General features: G+C 73.2%; 18 protein-coding genes and 1 pseudogene. 9 read left to right on the forward strand and 10 right to left on the reverse strand.

Annotation, left to right across the window (positions count from 1 at the left end):
- Positions 1 to 61 precede the first annotated feature (61 nt).
- Together PSD17_RS09175 and PSD17_RS09180 are read left to right on the forward strand one after the other, a co-directional pair.
- Positions 62 to 1399, forward strand: a complete 1338-nt coding sequence (locus PSD17_RS09175) for a multidrug effflux MFS transporter (RefSeq protein ID WP_339122380.1) — start codon at positions 62 to 64, stop codon at positions 1397 to 1399.
- A gap of 63 nt (positions 1400 to 1462) precedes the next feature.
- Positions 1463 to 1621 (forward strand): annotated as a pseudogene (locus PSD17_RS09180) (carotenoid oxygenase family protein); the annotation flags it as partial.
- 6 nt (positions 1622 to 1627) lie between these two features.
- On the opposite strand, the gene PSD17_RS09185 reads toward PSD17_RS09180, so the two are convergent.
- Positions 1628 to 2161, reverse strand: a complete 534-nt coding sequence (locus PSD17_RS09185; protein ID WP_013678176.1) for a PadR family transcriptional regulator — start codon at positions 2159 to 2161, stop codon at positions 1628 to 1630.
- A 119-nt stretch (positions 2162 to 2280) separates the two neighbouring features.
- On the opposite strand from PSD17_RS09185, the gene PSD17_RS09190 reads away from it, so the two are divergent.
- The 3 genes from PSD17_RS09190 (at position 2281) to PSD17_RS09200 (ending at position 5179) form a co-directional block, all read left to right on the forward strand.
- Entirely contained in the window at positions 2281 to 3657 is a 1377-nt protein-coding gene (locus tag PSD17_RS09190; RefSeq protein WP_339122381.1) for a carotenoid oxygenase family protein, read from the forward strand.
- A 34-nt stretch (positions 3658 to 3691) separates the two neighbouring features.
- A complete protein-coding gene (locus tag PSD17_RS09195; protein ID WP_049803794.1) occupies positions 3692 to 4327 on the forward strand; it encodes a VC0807 family protein in 636 nt (211 codons plus the stop codon).
- Between the two features lie 162 nt (positions 4328 to 4489).
- On the forward strand, positions 4490 to 5179 hold the full coding sequence (locus tag PSD17_RS09200) for a PASTA domain-containing protein (protein ID WP_339122382.1): 690 nt from the start codon (positions 4490 to 4492) through the stop codon (positions 5177 to 5179).
- Between the two features lie 110 nt (positions 5180 to 5289).
- Here the strand turns inward: PSD17_RS09200 and PSD17_RS09205 are convergent, their stop codons facing one another.
- Together PSD17_RS09205 and yczE are read right to left on the reverse strand one after the other, a co-directional pair.
- Positions 5290 to 5640, reverse strand: a complete 351-nt coding sequence (locus PSD17_RS09205) for a VOC family protein (RefSeq protein ID WP_339122383.1) — start codon at positions 5638 to 5640, stop codon at positions 5290 to 5292.
- Entirely contained in the window at positions 5637 to 6320 is a 684-nt protein-coding gene (gene yczE / locus PSD17_RS09210) for a membrane protein YczE (RefSeq protein ID WP_013678181.1), read from the reverse strand. The genes PSD17_RS09205 and yczE overlap by 4 nt, the downstream gene beginning before the upstream one ends.
- Positions 6321 to 6446: 126 nt before the next feature.
- Between yczE and PSD17_RS09215 the strand changes: the two genes are divergently transcribed.
- Complete coding sequence (locus PSD17_RS09215) at positions 6447 to 8339, forward strand: ABC transporter ATP-binding protein (RefSeq protein WP_339122384.1); 1893 nt, start codon at positions 6447 to 6449, stop codon at positions 8337 to 8339.
- A 14-nt stretch (positions 8340 to 8353) separates the two neighbouring features.
- Here the strand turns inward: PSD17_RS09215 and PSD17_RS09220 are convergent, their stop codons facing one another.
- Positions 8354 to 8650 carry a hypothetical protein gene (locus PSD17_RS09220; protein ID WP_013678183.1) on the reverse strand — a complete coding sequence of 99 codons (297 nt, stop codon included), beginning with the start codon at positions 8648 to 8650 and terminating at the stop codon, positions 8354 to 8356.
- A 61-nt stretch (positions 8651 to 8711) separates the two neighbouring features.
- Between PSD17_RS09220 and PSD17_RS09225 the strand changes: the two genes are divergently transcribed.
- On the forward strand, positions 8712 to 9386 hold the full coding sequence (locus tag PSD17_RS09225) for a TetR/AcrR family transcriptional regulator (protein ID WP_013678184.1): 675 nt from the start codon (positions 8712 to 8714) through the stop codon (positions 9384 to 9386).
- 38 nt (positions 9387 to 9424) lie between these two features.
- Here PSD17_RS09225 and PSD17_RS09230 read toward each other — a convergent pair whose 3' ends face one another.
- Both PSD17_RS09230 and PSD17_RS09235 read right to left on the reverse strand, forming a co-directional pair.
- Entirely contained in the window at positions 9425 to 9913 is a 489-nt protein-coding gene (locus PSD17_RS09230; RefSeq protein ID WP_013678185.1) for a bifunctional nuclease family protein, read from the reverse strand.
- A 99-nt stretch (positions 9914 to 10012) separates the two neighbouring features.
- Complete coding sequence (locus PSD17_RS09235) at positions 10013 to 11326, reverse strand: MFS transporter (protein ID WP_013678186.1); 1314 nt, start codon at positions 11324 to 11326, stop codon at positions 10013 to 10015.
- Between the two features lie 133 nt (positions 11327 to 11459).
- Between PSD17_RS09235 and PSD17_RS09240 the strand changes: the two genes are divergently transcribed.
- Positions 11460 to 11927 carry an anthrone oxygenase family protein gene (locus PSD17_RS09240; RefSeq protein ID WP_013678187.1) on the forward strand — a complete coding sequence of 156 codons (468 nt, stop codon included), beginning with the start codon at positions 11460 to 11462 and terminating at the stop codon, positions 11925 to 11927.
- Positions 11928 to 11931: 4 nt separating this feature from the next.
- Positions 11932 to 13149 carry a hypothetical protein gene (locus PSD17_RS09245; protein WP_339122385.1) on the forward strand — a complete coding sequence of 406 codons (1218 nt, stop codon included), beginning with the start codon at positions 11932 to 11934 and terminating at the stop codon, positions 13147 to 13149.
- A 6-nt stretch (positions 13150 to 13155) separates the two neighbouring features.
- Here the strand turns inward: PSD17_RS09245 and PSD17_RS09250 are convergent, their stop codons facing one another.
- The 4 genes from PSD17_RS09250 to PSD17_RS09265 all read right to left on the reverse strand — a co-directional run bounded on the left by PSD17_RS09250 (position 13156) and on the right by PSD17_RS09265 (position 17575).
- Positions 13156 to 13794, reverse strand: coding sequence for a PspA/IM30 family protein (locus tag PSD17_RS09250; RefSeq protein WP_339122386.1), 639 nt, complete (start codon positions 13792 to 13794; stop codon positions 13156 to 13158).
- Positions 13795 to 13809: 15 nt separating this feature from the next.
- Positions 13810 to 15273, reverse strand: a complete 1464-nt coding sequence (locus PSD17_RS09255; RefSeq protein WP_339122387.1) for a peptide MFS transporter — start codon at positions 15271 to 15273, stop codon at positions 13810 to 13812.
- Positions 15274 to 15471: 198 nt separating this feature from the next.
- Positions 15472 to 16524: a pyrimidine utilization protein A gene (rutA, locus tag PSD17_RS09260; protein WP_013678191.1), complete on the reverse strand. Its 1053-nt coding sequence runs from the start codon at positions 16522 to 16524 to the stop codon at positions 15472 to 15474.
- Between the two features lies 1 nt (position 16525).
- Positions 16526 to 17575 (reverse strand): LLM class flavin-dependent oxidoreductase, encoded by a 1050-nt coding sequence (locus PSD17_RS09265; protein ID WP_013678192.1) that lies wholly within the window; start codon positions 17573 to 17575, stop codon positions 16526 to 16528.
- Positions 17576 to 17630 lie beyond the last annotated feature (55 nt).

Below are 17630 nucleotides of genomic sequence, written 5' to 3' on the forward strand. Positions count from 1 at the left end.
GCCGACGTGCTGCGGCTCACAGCGGCATTCGGGCGCTTCGGGAACCTCTGATCGTTCCGTGGTGTTGCACCCGTTCGTGACCGACTCCTCCCGAACCTCCGTGCCGGGACGGTTGCGCCTCGCGCTGTTGCTCGGCGCCTTCGTCGCCCTGGGTCCGCTCACCATCGACATGTACCTCCCGGCGCTGCCGCAGATCAGCAACGAGCTGGCGGCGTCGGAGTCCCTCGTCCAGCTGACCTTGACCGGCACGCTGGCCGGGCTCGCGCTGGGCCAGCTCGTCATCGGCCCGCTGTCCGACGCCGTCGGTCGCCGCCGGCCGTTGTTCGCCGGCGCTCTGCTGCACCTGGTTGCGTCGCTGCTGGTGCTCGTCGCCCCGAACATCGAGGTCCTGGGCGTTCTGCGGGTGTTGCAGGGCATCGGGACCGCCGCGGGCGCCGTCGTCGCGATGGCGATCGTCCGCGACCTGTACTCCGGCCGCGACGCGGCCAACCTCTTCTCCCGGCTGATGCTCGTCATGGGTGCGGCGCCGGTGCTGGCGCCGACGATCGGCGGCCTGGTCCTGCGGGTCACCGACTGGCGTGGCGTGTTCGTCGTGCTCGCGGCGTACGCCCTGGTGCTGCTGCCGGTGACCTGGCGGGCCCTGCCGGAGACGCTGCCGCCGTCGCACCGGCGCAGCGCCCGCATCGGCGCGACCTTCCGCACCTACGGCTCGCTGCTGCGCGACCGGGTGTTCGTCGGGCTGGTGCTCGTCGCCGGGTTCACGATGGCCGCGCTGTTCGGCTACGTGTCCGGGGCGTCGTTCGTCTACCAGGAGCAGTTCGGCCTCGACCAACAGATCTTCGGGCTGGTGTTCGGCGCGGGCGCCGTCTGGCTGATCGCGGGCACCCAGTTCAACCCGGTCCTGCTGCGTCGCTTCAGCCCTCGCCAGATCCTCAGCGCGGGCGCGGTCGCCGGGACGCTGGCGGGCCTGGTGCTGATCGGCGCCGCGGCGACCGGCGCGGGTGGGCTCGTCGGGCTGCTGGTCCCGATGTGGGCGGTGCTCGCCGCGGCCGGCGTGATGCTGCCCAACGCGCCCGCCGTCGCGCTCGCCCAGCACGGCGAGGCCGCGGGCACGGCGGCCGCGCTGCTCGGCGCCGTCCAGTTCGGTGTCGGTGCGGCGGTGTCGCCGCTGGTCGGCGCGCTGGGCAACGACGCGCTCGCGATGGCCACGGTCGTCGCGGGCGGCATGGTCGTCGCGCTGACGGTGCTCGCGGCGGTCGTGCGGCCGTGGTCGCTGTCCGACGCCGGCGACGAGCCCGAGCCGGTCCCCACCTCGGCCTCGGCCCCGGCCGAGCACGCGCAGCCCGCGGTCGACGACATCGGGGTGGCCGGGGCGGCCGCGGTGACGGCCCGGGAGTAACGGACACGGTCGGCGGTTCCGAGTAGTCCGGACAGACGGGGCACCGACACCGGGGGAACCGATGACGACGGCTGGCTGCTCTCGATCACCACCACCCGCGACGGCCGTGCGTCACGGCTGCTCGTGCTGGACGCGACCGACGTCGCCGGGCCGCCGGTCGCGTCGGTGGTGCTGCCCCGCGGTGTGCCCGCCGGGTTCCACGGATCGTGGTTCGCGGACTGACGCCCGTCAGGTCCGGGCGGGTGTCTGCAGCTGCTCGATGGCCCAGAGCGCCCAGGAGCTGACGGTCTCGTACTGGCGCAGCCCGTACTCCGCGGCGAGCTGGCCGAAACCCGCGGGCCCCGGGACGACGTCGCCCGCCTCCTCCCGGATCGCGCGCAGCACGTCGGCCTGCTCGGCGGTCGACGCGGCGATGCGGCGCAGGAGCGTCACGGCGTCGTCGCGGTCGAGCGCGGAGAGCAGGAACATCCGCAGGACCTGCTCGTTGCGCACCTTGGCCTGCCGCGACGGCGGCGACATCAGCCAGTCCCGCAGCTCGGCGCGCCCGGCGTCGGTGACGTCGTAGGTCTTGCTGCCGCGCGCGCCCTCGGCCGTGACCTCGACCAGCCCGCGCTCGGCGAGCTTGGCCAGCTCGGGGTAGATGCTCGTGTGGCCAGCCTGCCATGCGTACCGGCCGAGGTCGCCCTCGAACGCCTTGGTCAGCTCGTAGCCGGACTGCGGGCGCGTGGCCAGCAACCCCAGCAGCGCGTGCGTCAGCGACATGCCGCCACCATACATGTCGACACTGACATGTCGAGATTTTCATCTAATCTCTTGACATGTCATTTCCGACAGGTGCAGGGTCGTCGGCAGCACCGAGTGAGCCGACCGAGGAGGCCACCATGAGCGAGACCACGACGACACCCGGCGTGACCCTGGAGGGCTACCTGGCCCCCGTCCCGGACGAGATCGACGCGTACGACCTGCCCGTCGAGGGCGCGCTCCCGCCCGAGCTCACCGGCCGCTACTTCCGCAACGGCCCCAACCCGCGTCCCGGCGAGCCCGCGCGGCACTGGTTCACCGGCCACGGCATGCTGCACGGCGTCCGGCTCCGCGAGGGCCGGGCCGAGTGGTACCGCAACCGCTGGGTCCGGACGAAGGCACTCGACGGCGCGACGATGGTGGGCCCCGACGGCACCTTCGACCGCAGCGTCGGCGTCGCCAACACCCACGTCGTCGAGCACGCCGGGCGGATCATGGCCCTCGTCGAGAGCAGCTTCCCCACGGTCGTCACGCCCGAGCTGGCGACGGTCGGCCCGTGCGACTTCGACGGCAGGCTCACCACCGCGATGACCGCGCACCCCAAGATCGACCCGGTCACCGGTGAGCTGCACTTCTTCGGCTACGGCATCATGCCGCCGTTCGTCACCTACCACCGGCTCTCCGCCGCGGGCGAACTCCTGACCAGCGCCGAGATCGAGGTCCCGGGGCCGACGATGATGCACGACTTCGCGATCACCGACCGGCACGCGGTCTTCCTCGACCTGCCCATGACCTTCTCCTTCGAGCGGCTCGCCAAGGGCATGCCCTACAGCTACGACGAGTCCTACGGCGCCCGTATCGGCGTCATGCCGTTCGACGAGCCGGGCCACGTCACCTGGTTCGACGTCGACCCCGGCTACGTCTTCCACGTCGGCAACGCACACACCGACGCCTCCGGCAAGGTCGTCCTCGACGGGGCGCGCTACTCACCCGCCGACACCGTCGCCATGTGGGACGACCTCGGCACCGACCCCTCCGGCCTGGCCGCCGACGCCGCCGCGACCGGGGCGGCGCGCTACCACCGCTGGGTCCTCGACCCCGCCACCGGACGGGCGAGCGAGACCCCGCTCGACGACCGCGCCGTCGAGTTCCCCACCGTCGACGACGACCGCGTCGGCCGCGACTCCCGCTTCCGCTACGCCGTCGCCCAGGAGCGCGGGACGGCGGGCGTCGTCAAGATCGACCTCGGCACCGGCGCCGTCACCGAGCACTCGCTGGGCACCGGGGCCGTCGCGGGCGAGGCGGTGTTCGTCCCGTCCGCAGCGCCGGGCCGCGCCGAGGACGACGGCTGGCTGCTCACGATCACCACGACCCGCGACGGCGCCGCCTCGAACCTGCTGGTCCTCGACGCGACCGACGTCGCCGCCCCGCCGGTCGCGACCGTGACCCTGCCGCGCGGCGTGCCCGCCGGCTTCCACGGTTCCTGGATCGACGACGCCTCCATCGAGGGGAACTGACATGCCCACCGGACCTTCCACGGAGGAGATCGTCGTGACCGAGCCGGACCAGCGGCCGGCCAGCACCGACATGCCCGTCGGGCCGATGCTGCGGAGCCTGGGCCTGGATATCGCCCTGCCCGTCGCCGCCTACTACGTCCTGCACCTGTGCGGCGTCGGCGACTACGTCGCGCTGGTGGTCGCCGCCCTCGTCGCGGCGGCGCGCGTCGCGGTGTCGGCGGTCCGGCACCGCTCGCTCAACCTGTTCGCCACGGTCATGCTCGTCGTGTTCGGGCTGAGCCTCGCGCTGGCCTTCGTGAGCGGCGACGAGCACTTCTTCCTGCTGAAGAACTCGATCGTCACCGGAGCCGTCGGCCTCACCTTCCTGGCGACGGCCTTCGGGCCCCGCCCGTTGACGCTCGCCGCCGCGGAGTCGTTCACTCCGCGCAGACGCGCCCGGCTCGCCGAGGAGTTCCGGACCAACCCGCGCGTGCGCCGCGGGCATCGGATCAGCTCGACGGTCTGGGGCGTCGGGCTGCTCGCCGAGGCCCTGATCCGTGTCCCGCTGATCTACGTGCTGCCGGTGAGCGTGATGGTCGGGCTCAGCGAGGTGCTGTTCCTCGCGGCCATGGCGCTGCTGATCGCCTGGAACGCCTGGTACGTCCGACGGGCCCGGTCCCGGGCCCGCTGACGCCGTCCGCCGCCGCACGGGCGGCCCGCCCCACTTCCCGCACAAGCGGCCCTGTCGCGCAACTCAATGGCGCGACAGGGCCGCTCGTGCGGTTGCGGCGTCAGGGTAGCCTGACGGAAAGCGTCAGGGAGGCCTGACAGCCGGGTCGGGAGCGGAGGGGTCATGAGCAAGGACAGGGGGCCGTGGCGGGAGGGCAGGCGCGCTTGGGAGCGGCTCGCCTCCTGGTACCCGGACGGCGGGCCCGTCCCGCACGAGGACGGCGAGCACGATCCGCTCGCCGCGCTCTCCGACGTCGGCCTCGTGCGCCGGCTGCTCGACGAGACCGAGCTGGAGGCCGTGCGCAGCGCCCGCAGGCGTGGCCGGTCGTGGGCGGAGATCGCCACGAAGCTGGGCGTGAGCCGGCAGGCGGCGTGGGAGCGGTGGCGCGACCTCGACACCGAGCCACCTCCGGCGCCGGCGGTACCGGACGAGCGGCCGCACGTCTCGACCGTGCCCGACGCCGTACTGAGCCGCGCGGCCCGCGCCGCTCGCCGCGGCAGCACGGTGACCGTGCCGCACGTCATCGGCATGACGGTCGACGACGCCCGCCGGCTCCTCGCCGAGACCGGCCTGCTGGCCGTCTCCGCCGATCCCGACGGTCCGCCCCCCGCGGCGCTCGCGCTCGACCTGAAGGTCGTGTCGGACCAGCGCCCGGAGTCGGGGGCGCGGGTCCGGACCGGATCGCCGGTGCGGCTGTGGACCGAACGCGGGGGCGGCTCGGGCGTCCGCGAACCGCGCAGGCCGCGCCCGAACCCGCTGCGCGAACGCGAGGTCCCCGACGAGGCGCTGGGGGCCGAGCAGGCCGTCGGCTGACCCCGGACGCACATCCGGCACCGGAACGAACGGCCCTTTCGCGCAACTGAGTTGCGCGAAAGGGCCGTTCGTGGGTGTCAGGGCGCGGCCGGGCGCGCCGGAGGGCCCGGTCAGGGGCGCGCGACCACGCAGACGACGTGCCCGTCCGGGTCGGTGAGCACGGCCTGGCGCTCGCCCCACGGCTGGTCGGCCGGGGCGTCGAGCACGCCGCAGCCTGCGCTCACGGCGGCGTCGACGGTGGCGTCGACGTCGTCGACCGCGAAGCTCAACGCCACCCCGGCGTCGCTGGGCCGCGACGGGCGCTGGTGCAGCATCAGGTCGGTCCCGCCGGGCAGCGCGAGCATCGCGACGTCGGGCGCCGGCGCGACCACCGGGAGACCGAGCACGTCGCGGTAGAAGCGCAGGGCCGCGTCGAGATCGACGACGGAGACGATGGCACGAGCGAGTCCGGTGACGGTCATGCTGCCAGCGTTCCCGGCGCCGCGTCGGGCGGGACGGCCGGGGTGCCGGGCGCCGCGGCGCGCCGGTCGCGGACGGTGAACAGCGGCAGGAACAGCTGGGTGAGCGGGCCGATCGCGAGGGCGTAGAGCACCGTCCCGACGCCGACGGTGCCGCCGAGCAGCCAGCCCGTCCCGAGCACGACGACCTCGATCCCGGTGCGCACCAGGCGGATCGACCGGCCGGTGCGGGCCGCGAGGCCCGTCATCAGACCGTCGCGGGGACCGGGGCCGAGACGGGCGCCGATGTAGGCCGCCGAGGCGACGCCGTTGAGGACGATGCCGCCCGCCATCATCGCGATCCGCCACCCGATGCCGACCGGCTGCGGGAGCAGGCTCAGCGCGACGTCGACGGAGAACGCGATGACGACGACGTTCGCGACCGTCCCGACGCCCATCCGCTGCCGCAGCGGGATCCACAGCAGCAGGACGACCCCGCCCGTGATCGCGGTGACGACGCCGAAGCTGAGCGGGATCCGCGTCGTCAGGCCTTGGTGGAGCACGTCCCAGGGGTTGAGGCCGAGCGCCGCGTGGACCTGCATCGCCATGCTGGTGCCGTAGAGGCAGAGCCCGAGGAGGAGCTGCGGGATCCGCCGCAACGGGGCGGTGGTGACGGGGAGCGGGCGGAGATCCGGGCGGGGCACCGTCCGATCCTGCGCTCGCGGTGGCCTGTTCGACCAGGGCCAATCCGCGGCGGGTGGCCCGTGACCGGGCACGGCCGCCCGACGGAGTTGACCTGAAGTGAGGTACAGCTCCTATCGTCGGCGGCCATGGACGTCAGCACCTGGTCCGCGCTGCGCACGGCGACGACCGATCCCGGAACCCGCCGCGCCCCGACCCGCGTCACCGCTCGCCGGATCGCCGGGTTCGCCCGCCCCCATCATCGGCGGCTCGCCCTGTTCGTGCTGCTCAGCATCGTCGGCGCGGTGCTGGCGGTCGCGACGCCGCTGCTGGCGGGACGCGTCGTCGACACGATCGTCGGCCACGGACCCGTCGGCGTCGTCGGCGGCCTGGCGGTCCTGATCGCCGCGATCGCGATCGCCGAGGCGGCGCTGGGGCTGGTCACCCGCAAGCTGTCGGCGACGATCGGCGAGGGCCTGATCCTGCAGCTGCGCACGGCGGTGTTCGACCACGTCCAGCGCATGCCGGTCGCGTTCTTCACCCGTACCCGGACCGGCGCACTCGTCAGCCGGCTCAACAACGACGTGCTCGGCGCCCAGCGCGCGTTCAGCGACACGCTGTCCGGCGTCGTCGGCAACGTCGTGACGCTGGCGCTGACGCTCGTCGTCATGCTGCAGATCTCCTGGCAGATCACCCTGCTCGCGCTGGTGCTGCTGCCCGTGTTCGTCCTCCCGGCGCGACGGATGGGCCGCAGGCTCGCCCGGCTCCAGCGCGAGGGTGCCGACCACAACGCCGCGATGACCACGCAGATGACCGAGCGCTTCTCCGCGCCCGGCGCCACGCTGGTCAAGCTGTTCGGCCGGCCCGCCGACGAGTCGGCCGAGTTCGCCGCACGCGCCCGCCGGGTCCGCGACATCGGCGTCCGGACCGCGATGGTGCAGTGGGTGTTCGTCACCGCGCTGACGCTGGTCTCGGCGCTCGCGCTGGCGCTGGTCTACGGCCTCGGCGGGACGCTGGCGCTGGTCGGGTCGCTCGAGGCCGGCGCCGTCGTCTCGCTCGGGATGCTGTTGACCCGCCTCTACGCCCCGCTGACGGCGCTGGCCGGCGCGCGGGTCGAGGTGATGAGCGCCCTGGTCAGCTTCGAGCGGGTGATCGAGGTGCTGGACCTGCAACCCCTGATCGTCGACGCACCCGACGCCCGCGAGGTGCCCGACGGCCCCGTCTCGGTCGAGTTCGACCACGTCCGGTTCGGCTACCCGGCGGCGTCGAAGGTGTCGCTGGCGTCGTTGGAGGACGTCGCGACGCTCGACACCCGCGGCGGGGTGGAGGTCCTGCACGACGTCTCGTTCCGCGCCGAGCCCGGGCAGCTGATCGCGGTCGTCGGCTCGTCGGGGGCCGGGAAGTCGACGATGGGCTCGCTGCTCCCCCGGCTCTACGACGTGGACTCCGGTGCGGTGCGGCTCGCCGGCGTCGACGTCCGGGAGCTGAGCTCGGACTCGGTGCGCGCGACGGTGGGCGTCGTGACGCAGGACGGGCACCTGTTCCACGACACGATCCGGGCCAACCTGTTGCTCGCCGCCCCGGACGCGACCGACACGCAGGTGTGGGAGGCGCTGCGCCGGGCCCGGCTCGAGGGGCTCGTCGCCGCGCTGCCCGACGGTCTCGACACGGTCGTCGGCGAGCGCGGCTACCGGCTCTCCGGCGGCGAACGCCAACGGCTGACCATCGCGCGGCTCCTGCTGGCCCGGCCCCGCGTCGTGGTGCTCGACGAGGCGACCGCGCACCTCGACTCGACGTCGGAGGCCCAGGTCCAGGAGGCCCTCGGCGAGGCACTGGCCGGGCGCACCGCGATCGTCATCGCCCACCGGCTGTCGACGGTCCGCGCGGCCGACCGGATCCTCGTCGTCGAGGAGGGGCGGATCGTCGAGAGCGGCACGCACGACGAGCTGCTCACCGCCGGCGGCCGGTACGCCGACCTGCACCGCACGCAGTTCACCGAGGGGCCGGAGCCCGACCCCGAGCCCGAGCCCGCCGCCGCGTGAGCCCGAGCCGCCACTCACAGGGGTAGGAGGGCACCGCTCGCGTCGATGACCTCGAGGCGGTCGACCGTCGGTTCCGCGCCCGGCCGGGAGCCGCCGAAGGCCCGGTCGACCGCGGGGTGGATGCGTTCGTCGAACGCGCGGGCGCAGGCCTGCTCGTCGGTCCACACGTCGATGTAGCGCAGGCCGCCGTCGGGCCGCCGCACGCACAGGTGCAGCAGGGAGCCCTCCATCGGTTCGGGCCCGAGCTCCTCGACGATCCGCCGGTAGAGCTCCTCGTTGATCGGGACGTCCTGCACGAAGGCGTAGACCATGACGACCTCCCGCGATATTGGTCCGAAATGACTTCGGACGAATAGCTGTAGGATCGGCCACGTGAGCGGTGACGTCAAGGCCCGGCGGGCGTACCGGGCGCCGCGCCGCGAGGAGGGCGCGGCGCGGACGCGGGCAGCGGTGCTCGCCTCGGCCCGCAGGCTGTTCGTCGACAAGGGTTTCCGGCGCACCACGGTGGCCGACATCGCCGCGGGCGCCGGGGTCGCGGTCGACACCGTGTACGCGACCGTCGGACGCAAGCCGGTGATCCTGCGCGAGGTGGTGGAGACCGCCCTCTCGGGCACCGACGAGGTGGTGCCCGGCCCGGAGCGCGACTACGTCGCGCGGCTGCGCGCCGCCGGTCACGCGGCCGACATGCTCGCGATCTACGCCGGCGCGGTCGGCGCGATCCACCCGCGCCTCGGCCCGGTCTTCCTCGCGCTGCGGGACGCGGCGGTGCAGGACCCGGCCTGCGCGGCGCTCTGGGCCGAGATCGCGCAGCGGCGCGCCGCGAACATGCGGCTGCTCGCGCTCGACCTGCGCGCCACCGGCGAGTTGCGCACCGACCTCGACGACGACGCCGTCGCCGACATCATCTGGAGCACCAACGCCGTCGAGTACTGGCTGCTGCTCGTGCAGGAGCGGGGCTGGACGACCGAGCGGTTCGTCGCACATCTCACCGACCTGTGGTGCCGCATGCTCCTCGCCGACCCCGGTACCGACCGCCGGGAGTCGTGAGTGGCGATGGTCGCCCTGGCGACCATCGCCACTCACGGTCAGTCCTTGAAGTCGTCCGGGGTGACGTCGTCGATGAACTCGCGGAACTCCTTGATCTGCTCCTCGGGCGGCGCGTCGCCGCCGTCGGGGAAGAGCTCGGCAATCGACTGGCCGACGTCGTCGAGGATGTCCTCGGCCATCCCGATCGGCAGCGAGTCGCGCACCGCGATCGAGAGCGCGTCGCTGGGCCGGGCCGCGACTCGGGTGCCCGCGTCGAACACGATGTCGGCGCTGAAGGTGCCACCCGACAGCTCGGTGATCTCGACGCCCTCGATCCGCCTGCCCAGCCCCTCGACGATCGGGACGATGACGTCCTGGGTCAGTGGCGGCTGGACCTCCTCGTCACGGGCTCCGAGGGAGATGACCTGGGCCTGTGGACCCCGCAGGAACACCGGCACGCACCGGTCGCCGTCGACCTCGCCCAGCACCAGCACCGGCTGTCTGCTGGGGGCGTGCACCACCAGCCGCAACACCCGCATCGCACGCATCGCCCGTCCTCGCCTTCGCCGCGTCGCGTCGGACCAGGGACCGCGGCCCCCGGAACCGCACAGTTTCGTGCACCGGGACGGCGCGTGGCGGGAAACGGATCAACCTGAGACACCCGTGCGCCCGGCGTCGACCGCGGCGGCCCCGGCGCGCGACGTCCCGAGCCGCCCGCCGAACTCGATGCCCTTTGCCTCCTTGCCGACGAGCGTCAGGAGCGCGACGGCGACGAACACCGGCACCACCGTCACGATCAGCGAGAACGGATAGCCGTGCGACGCCGCGAGGCTCTGCTGGATCGGCAGGTTGAGCGCGGCGAGGCAGTTGCCGAGCTGGTAGGTCACCCCCGGGTAGAAGCCGCGGATCGTGTCGGGCGACATCTCGGTGAGGTGCGCGGGGATGACGCCCCACGCGCCCTGCACGCACACCTGGATCAGGAACGAGCCGAGCGCGAGCCAGCCCGCCGTCCGCGAGAGCGCGAACAGGGGCACGATCGGCAGGGCGAGGACCGCACAGAAGACGATCGTGTAGCGCCGGCCGAAGCGCTCGGACAGCGTCCCGAAGACGATCCCGCCGATCGTCGCGCCGACCGTGTAGCCGACGGCGATCCAGGTGGCGGTCGCGCCGGACAGCCCCGCGCCGCCGTCGTCGGTGGCCTTGAGGAACGTCGGGTAGAGGTCCTGCGTGCCGTGGCTCATCCAGTTGAACGCCGTCATCAGCAGGATCAGGTAGCCGAAGCGACGCAGGACGGCGGGATCGAGGAGGACGTCGCGGAACGACGAGTGCGTCATCCGCATCCGCTCGCGCGTCCCCTGCCAGACCTCCGACTCCTTGACCCGCGTCCGGATGAACAGGCTGACCAGTGCCGGGACGATGCTCAGCGCGAACAGCCAGCGCCACGACAGGCCGAGCCCGGTCACGACGACGAGCGACGCGAGCGACGCCAGCAGGTACCCCAACGAGTAGCCCTGCTGCAGGACGCCGGAGAAGAATCCGCGCCGTTTCGCGGGAATCTTCTCCATTGCCAGTGCAGCGCCCAGCCCCCATTCCCCGCCCATTCCGATGCCGTAGAGCAGGCGCAGCACGAGCAATATCGTGAAGTTCGGCGCAAAGGCGCACAGGAATCCGACGACCGAATAGAAGCAGACGTCGACCAGGAGCGGGACGCGTCGTCCGGCGCGGTCGGCCCAGAGTCCGAAGATGATCGCGCCGACCGGCCGCATGACGAGCGTTGCCGTGGTCAGAAACGCCATCTCCGTCAGGGAGACGTGGAACTCCCTGGCGACGTCGGCGTAGACGAGAACGACGATGAAATAGTCGAAGGCATCCATCGTCCAGCCGAGCAACGCGGCGACGAACGAGTTCCGCTGGTCCGAGGTGAGCCGTTCCCGGCCGGACCTCCCGGACGTCGCACTCATTTCCGGCATTCCCCCTCACGTCGAATGTGCGAAGCGCACGCTACGCCGCGAATTCGAGGTCCGCCGGGTAGGCCGAGAATGCGGACGATCAGTACGAATGACACGACGGCGACGTCCGGGGCAGGATGGAGGCGTGTGGGTCGGAAGCGGAGTGCTCGACGTCGTCGCGTTCGTGGCGGCGATCGGGGCGGGCCTGGTCGCCGGGCTCTTCGTCGCCTTCTCGATGGCCGTGATGCCCGGGCTGGCCCGGCTGCCCGCTGCCACCGCGGCCGCGGCGATGCAGCAGATCAACCGGGCGATCCTCAACCCCGTCTTCGGCCTGGTGTTCGGCGGCACCGCGGTGCTCGCGGTCGTCGTCGCGGCGACCACGGGCGTCACGGGCACGCCGCTGCGGCTCGTGGGCGCGCTGGTGCTGCTCGTCGGGGCCTACGTCGTCACGGCTGCGGTGAACGTCCCGCTCAACAACGCACTCGACGCCGCCGACCCCGACGGGCCGGGACTCGGCACCGCGTGGGAGCGCTACGCCGGACCGTGGACGCGGTGGAACCACGTGCGTGCGCTCGCCTCGACGGCGGGCGCCGTCCTGCTGATGCTGGGCTGACGGGATGGCAGCACGCACCACCGGGACGATCCGCGACGCCGCCGACGCGGCCTACCGCCGGGCCGCGGAGGCCTTCCTGGCCTGCGACGACGCCGAGCAGCAGGCCCGCCGGGCCGCCGACGCGCTGGTGGCGCTCGACCCTCGGCAGGCCGCCGCGATCCGCGCCGACGTCGACACCGCGTGCCGGGCCGCGCTCGGTGCCGTCGTCGACTGGATCTCCGCCGTCGACGCGCATCAGTCGACGATCCGCAGCCCCGACGCCGTCCAGCCCGCCCTCGCCGCGGCGGCACGGGACTTCACCGCGGCGCGCGAGGCGCTCGAACGCGCGACCCCCGCCGCGCAGCGCTACGCCGACCGCCACCGCGAGGCGCTCACCCGGGCGGCCGCGGCGACCGAGGTCCGCGACCGGGCCGCCCGCAGTGCCGTCGTCGTGGTCGACGAGGCCGGCGCCGCGGTCGACCGGGCCCGGGCGGCCGGCCTGTCCACCCCGGAGCTCGACGCCGCGGTCGCCGCTGTGCGCGCCCGGGTCGCGTCGGCGGCCGACGCCGGCATCGGGCAGGCCGCGCTCGCGGCGTGGGCGGACACCGAGGCCGCGGCCGGGGAGCTGCTGGACCAGGCGCAGCAGGCCGAACGCCGGCGCACCGAGCTGCCCAACCGCATCAGGTCGCTCACGACCCGCGCCGCGGGCATCGAGGGCCGGGCGCAGTCGCTGCCGACGACCCTCTCGACGTTGCGCCGCAACTACTCCCTGGCCTGCTCGGCCGGTCTGGAGCGCGCGGGCGACGACGTCGCCGCGGCCGTCACCACGGCCCGCCGGGCGCTCGCGGCCGCCGACGCCGCGGCCGTCGACGACGACTGGGCCCGCGCGCTCCGAGAGGTCGACGCGGCCCGCGCGGCGCTCGACACGGCCGACCGGCTCGTCACCGCCGTGGGCGAGCGGCTGCGGACGCTCGACGAGGTGCGCGCCGACCCGGCGGCGCGGCTGGCGAAGGCCCGGTTCACGCTGCGGGACGCCCAGCAGCTCGTCGTCGCGAACCGGGCCCGGGCGGCAGCGGAGATCCCGGTGCTCGACGCGCTCGCCGAGCGGCTCGACCGGGCCCCCGGCCTGCTGGGCGCGACGCACCCCGACTACTGGTCCTACCTGCAGGAGCTCGACGCCGTGACCCGCGCGGCGCAGGACACCGTCAGCCGGGTGCGGCAGCGGCTCGCGACCGGCCGCTGACCGGGCTCAACCTCCGCGGCGCAGCTCGTCGAGGTGCCGCTCGACCGGGTCGCCCACGCCCGGCTCCCGCCCCCGCGCCGACGCCGTCGCCACCTCCGCGTCGGCCCCGGCGCGCAGCGACAGCGACTCCGCACGGTCCCTGGCCTGGGCGAGCAGCGCTCGCGGATCGTCCTCGGCTCCGGGAACGGCGGCGAGCGCGGCCGCCGCCCGCTCCTGCGCCTCGGCGGCCGACAGGGTGGCGAGCACCGTGGCCTTCTCGGCCTGCATGCGGTCGAGGTCGTCGCGCATCCGTGCCGTCAGCTCGCGCATCTGCTCGACCTGCGCGGCGATCTGGTCGCGGTGCGCCGTGAGGCTCTCGACCTGTTCGAGGAGCCCGGCCCGGCGCACCAGCAGCCGCCGGGCCTCGTCCTCGCGGCCGGCCCGCAGCTGATCACGGGCGGCGTCGTCGAGCTCCCCGATCTCGGCGCGGTGCCGGTCGGCCAGCAGCTCGATGCGGCGTCGCCCCGTCGCCACCTCTGCGAGGCCCAGCCGAGCGGAGGCGTACTCCTCGGCGCGCCGGGCGACGGCCTGTTCGAGGCGCACGCGCGGGTCGTCGGACGGCTGCGTGTCGGGATCGCGGCCGCCGAAGATCCGCTTCAGCACCATCCATCCGAGTATCCCTCATCGGACGCCTTCCATGAGGCGTCGCACCAGCGGGGTCACCGCCAGCAGCAGCAGCCCGATGCCGATCGCGACCGCGCCGAGGATGCCGAAGTAGGCGACCTCGTCGTCGGCGTTGTAGTAGTCGGCCAGCGCCCCGGACAGCGCGGTGCCCAGCGCGACCGACAGGAAGAACAGCGCCACCATCTGCGTCCGGTACGCCGGCGGCGCGAGCTTCGTCGACACCGACAGCCCCACGGGCGAGAGCAGCAGCTCGGCGATCGTGAAGACGAACAGGATGCCCACGATGCCGAGCAGCGGCGCGCTCCCCGGCCCGCCGCCGGCCATGGGCAGGAACAGCAGGAACCCGATCCCGACGATGCCGACGCCTGCCGCGAACTTGATCGGTGTCGACGGCTGGCGCGGGCCGAGCTTCGTCCAGATCGCCGTGAAGACGCCGGACAGGATGATGATGAACACCGGGTTGATCGACTGCACCCACGACACCGGCATCTCCCAGCCGAAGAGATGCCGGTCGAGGCGGGTGTCGGAGTAGATCGTCAGCACCGTGAACTGCTGCTGGTAGATCGCCCAGAACGCGGCGCTCGCGATGAACAGCGGGATGAACGCGAGGACGCGGTGCCGCTCGACCGGCCCGACCTTGCGGCTCGTGAGCAGCAGGGTGAAGTACGCGACGGCGGACACCGCCGTCACGCCGATCACGATGCCGACGAGCCGGTCGGCCCGCAGCATCCCGGTCAGCGCGAGCACGAGGATCACGACGGCCAGCCCGACGGCCGCCAGCACCGCGATCCTGCGCTCCCGCGGGGCCAGCGGCGAGGGCACGTGTCGCGCCGTGTCGGGCAGCCGGCTGCGGGTCAGCACGTACTGGACCAGCCCGATCGCCATCCCGACAGCCGCGAGCCCGAACCCGTAGTGGAAGCCGAGCGTGGACTGCAACAGCCCGGTGAGCAGCGGCCCGACCAGCGCACCGAGGTTGATGCCCAGGTAGAACAGCGAGAACCCGGCGTCGCGCCGGTCGTCGCCCGGCGCGTAGAGCGTCCCGACGAGGCTGGTCGCGTTCGCCTTGACCCCACCACTGCCGACGGCGATGAGCACCAGCCCGACGCCGACGCCCAGCAGGCCCGGCAGCAGCGCCAGCGCGATGTGGCCGAGCATGACGATGATCGCCGCGTAGAACAGGACCCGCTCGGGGCCGAGGACGCGGTCGGCCGTCCACGCGCCGAGGATCGTCGAGAGGTAGACGAGGCCGCCGTAGGCGCCGACGATGCCCGCCGCGACGCCCTGGTCGATGCCCAGGCCGCCCTCGGCCGTCGAGTAGTAGAGGTAGATCAGCAGGATGCCCTGCATCCCGTAGAACGAGAAGCGCTCCCACATCTCGACGCCGAACAGGCTGGCCAGCATCGGGGGCTGGCCGAAGAACGTCCGCGGCGGGCGGGTCTCGCGATCGGCGACGTCGCTCACGCGATCACAGTGCACCCGGACCGGCACGCCGCGCTACGCCTGTCGCCCGGCGGGGGCCCTGCCGCGGGGGCCCTGCCGCGGGGGCCCGTGCCGCGGGGGCCCGTGCCGTTGCAGGAACGGCACTTTCCTGCAGCCCAGTTGCGGGAAAGTGCCGTTCCTGCACAAAGCGTGGGCCGGGCCGGACCCCCTGGGCGGCGGTCAGCCCACCAGGGGCATGACCTTCTCGCCGAAGTCGTGCACGCCCTGCTCGAAGTCGTCGAAGGTGAACATCATCCCCTTGACCCCGGGCATCGCGGCGACGCGGTCGATCTGCCGCGCCACCGTGTCCGGCGACCCGACGAGCGTCGCCATGTTGAAGTTCACCGCGCCCTCGGGCAGGTTGATCGTCCGCGCGGTGCCCGAGTCGTCGGCGCTGACGTCTTTGCCGCCCTCGTCGGACATGTAGCCGAGCGCGGCGGCGTCGGCGCCCGCGTTGTAGGAGGCCCACTTGGCCTGGGCCTCCTCGTCGGTGTCGGCCATGATCGCCATGAACAGCGGCAGGGACCCGACGTCGCGGCCGGCCTTCTCGGCGGCGGCGACGAGGCGCTGCGTGGGCTCGCGGTAGGTCTCGGGGTCGTTGACACCCGGGCTGAGGATGAAGTTGTAGTCGCCGTGCTCCGCGCAGAACCGCATGCCCCGCTCGGACTGCCCGGCGCACACGATGTCGACGTGCGCCGACGGGCGCGGGGAGAGCACGCAGTCGGTCATCGTGAAGAACTCGCCGTCGAGGTCGCAGCGGCCCTTCTCGAACAGGTCGCGCAGGACGGTGACGTACTCGGTGGAGTAGTCGTAGCGGCGGCCGAAGTACTCGTCACCGGGCCACAGCCCCATCTGTTCGTACTCTCCGGACGCCCAGCCGGACACGATGTTGATGCCGAAGCGGCCGGGGGCGATGGAGTCGATCGTGGACGCCATGCGCGCCACGAGCGCGGGCGGCAGCGTCAGCACGGCGGTCGAGGCGTAGAGCTTGATCCGCTCGGTGACGGCCGCGAGCCCGGCCATCAGCGTGAACGACTCCAGGTTGTGGTCCCAGAACTCGGTCTTCCCGCCGAACCCGCGCAGCTTGATCATCGACAGCGCGAAGGCGAAACCCTGCCGCTCGGCCTCCTGGACGACCCGCTTGTTGAGGTCGAACGTGGGCATGTATTGCGGGGCGTTCTCCGAGATCAACCAGCCGTTGTTGCCGATCGGGATGAAGACTCCGAAGTCCATCTCAAGCTCCTTGTCCGGAGTGGGCGGTTCCGCCCGGGGCGGCGCGTAGTGCTGGCACGACTTCCTTGGCGAGCAGTTCGAGGGAGCCCAGGGCGTCACCGACCGGCATGCCGGCCCACTCCGTGCGGAACAGGAAGTGGTCGACGCCGAGCGCGCGCCACGGCAGCAGCGCGTCGATGCAGTCCTGCGGGGTGCCGATCACGAACCGGTCCGACGACAGCTCCTCGTACGCCGCGCGGAACGACTCCTGGTCCGGCATCACCTTGTCCTGGCCCCAGTCGGCGTAGACGGCGTACTTGTTGGCGAGGTGCGGGCGCGCGAGCTCGACGGCCCGCTCGCGGGTGGGGGCGCAGAAGACCTCGCGCATCAGCGGCAGCTCGGTGACCGGCCCGCGCCCGCTCGCCTCGCGCTCCGCGTGGAACAGCTCGAGCTGGCGACGCACGGTCGTCGCCGTGGCGTGCGGGTTGATCATCCAGGTGTCGGCCGAGCGGGCCGCCCGCCGGACGGCGTTGTCGCTGTTGGCGGCCATCCACACCGGCGGGCGGCCGACCGGGCGCATCGTCGCGCGGACGCCGTCGAGCCGGCACCACGGCAGGTCGGCGTGCACCTCCTCGCCCGCCCACAGCTGCTCGACGATCCGCAGGTTCTCCTCGAACCGGCGGACGCGTTCGCCGCGCGGGATGCCGAACGCGTCGTACTCGACGTCGCGGTAGCCCAGCCCGACGCCGAAGATCGACCGGCCGCGGCACACGACGTCGAGGCTCGCGTACGCCTCCGCGGTGTCGACGGGGTTGTGGAGGGCGAGCAGGTGGATGCCGATGCCCACGCGCATGTCACCGGCCTCGGCGGCGAGCCGCGCCAGCCACGGCAGCGGCTGGATGTGCGCCAACGACTCCGCGAGGTGGTGCTGGCCGGCGAACACGGAGTCGAGCCCGAGGTCGCGCGCCGCGCGCACCATGCTGAGCTGCTCGTCGAGCGCGACGAGGGGATCGCGGCCGGGCGGCTGCTGGTGGGTGATGAACAGGCCCGCGGAGCAGCGGTCAGACGCCACGGCAGGCCTCCGCGAAGTCCCGGGCGGGGGTGTCGTCGCCCAGTCCGAGGATCGC

This window comes from Pseudonocardia sp. D17 (genome assembly GCF_036984265.1).
GTDB classification, from domain to species: Bacteria; Actinomycetota; Actinomycetes; order Mycobacteriales; family Pseudonocardiaceae; genus Pseudonocardia; species Pseudonocardia benzenivorans.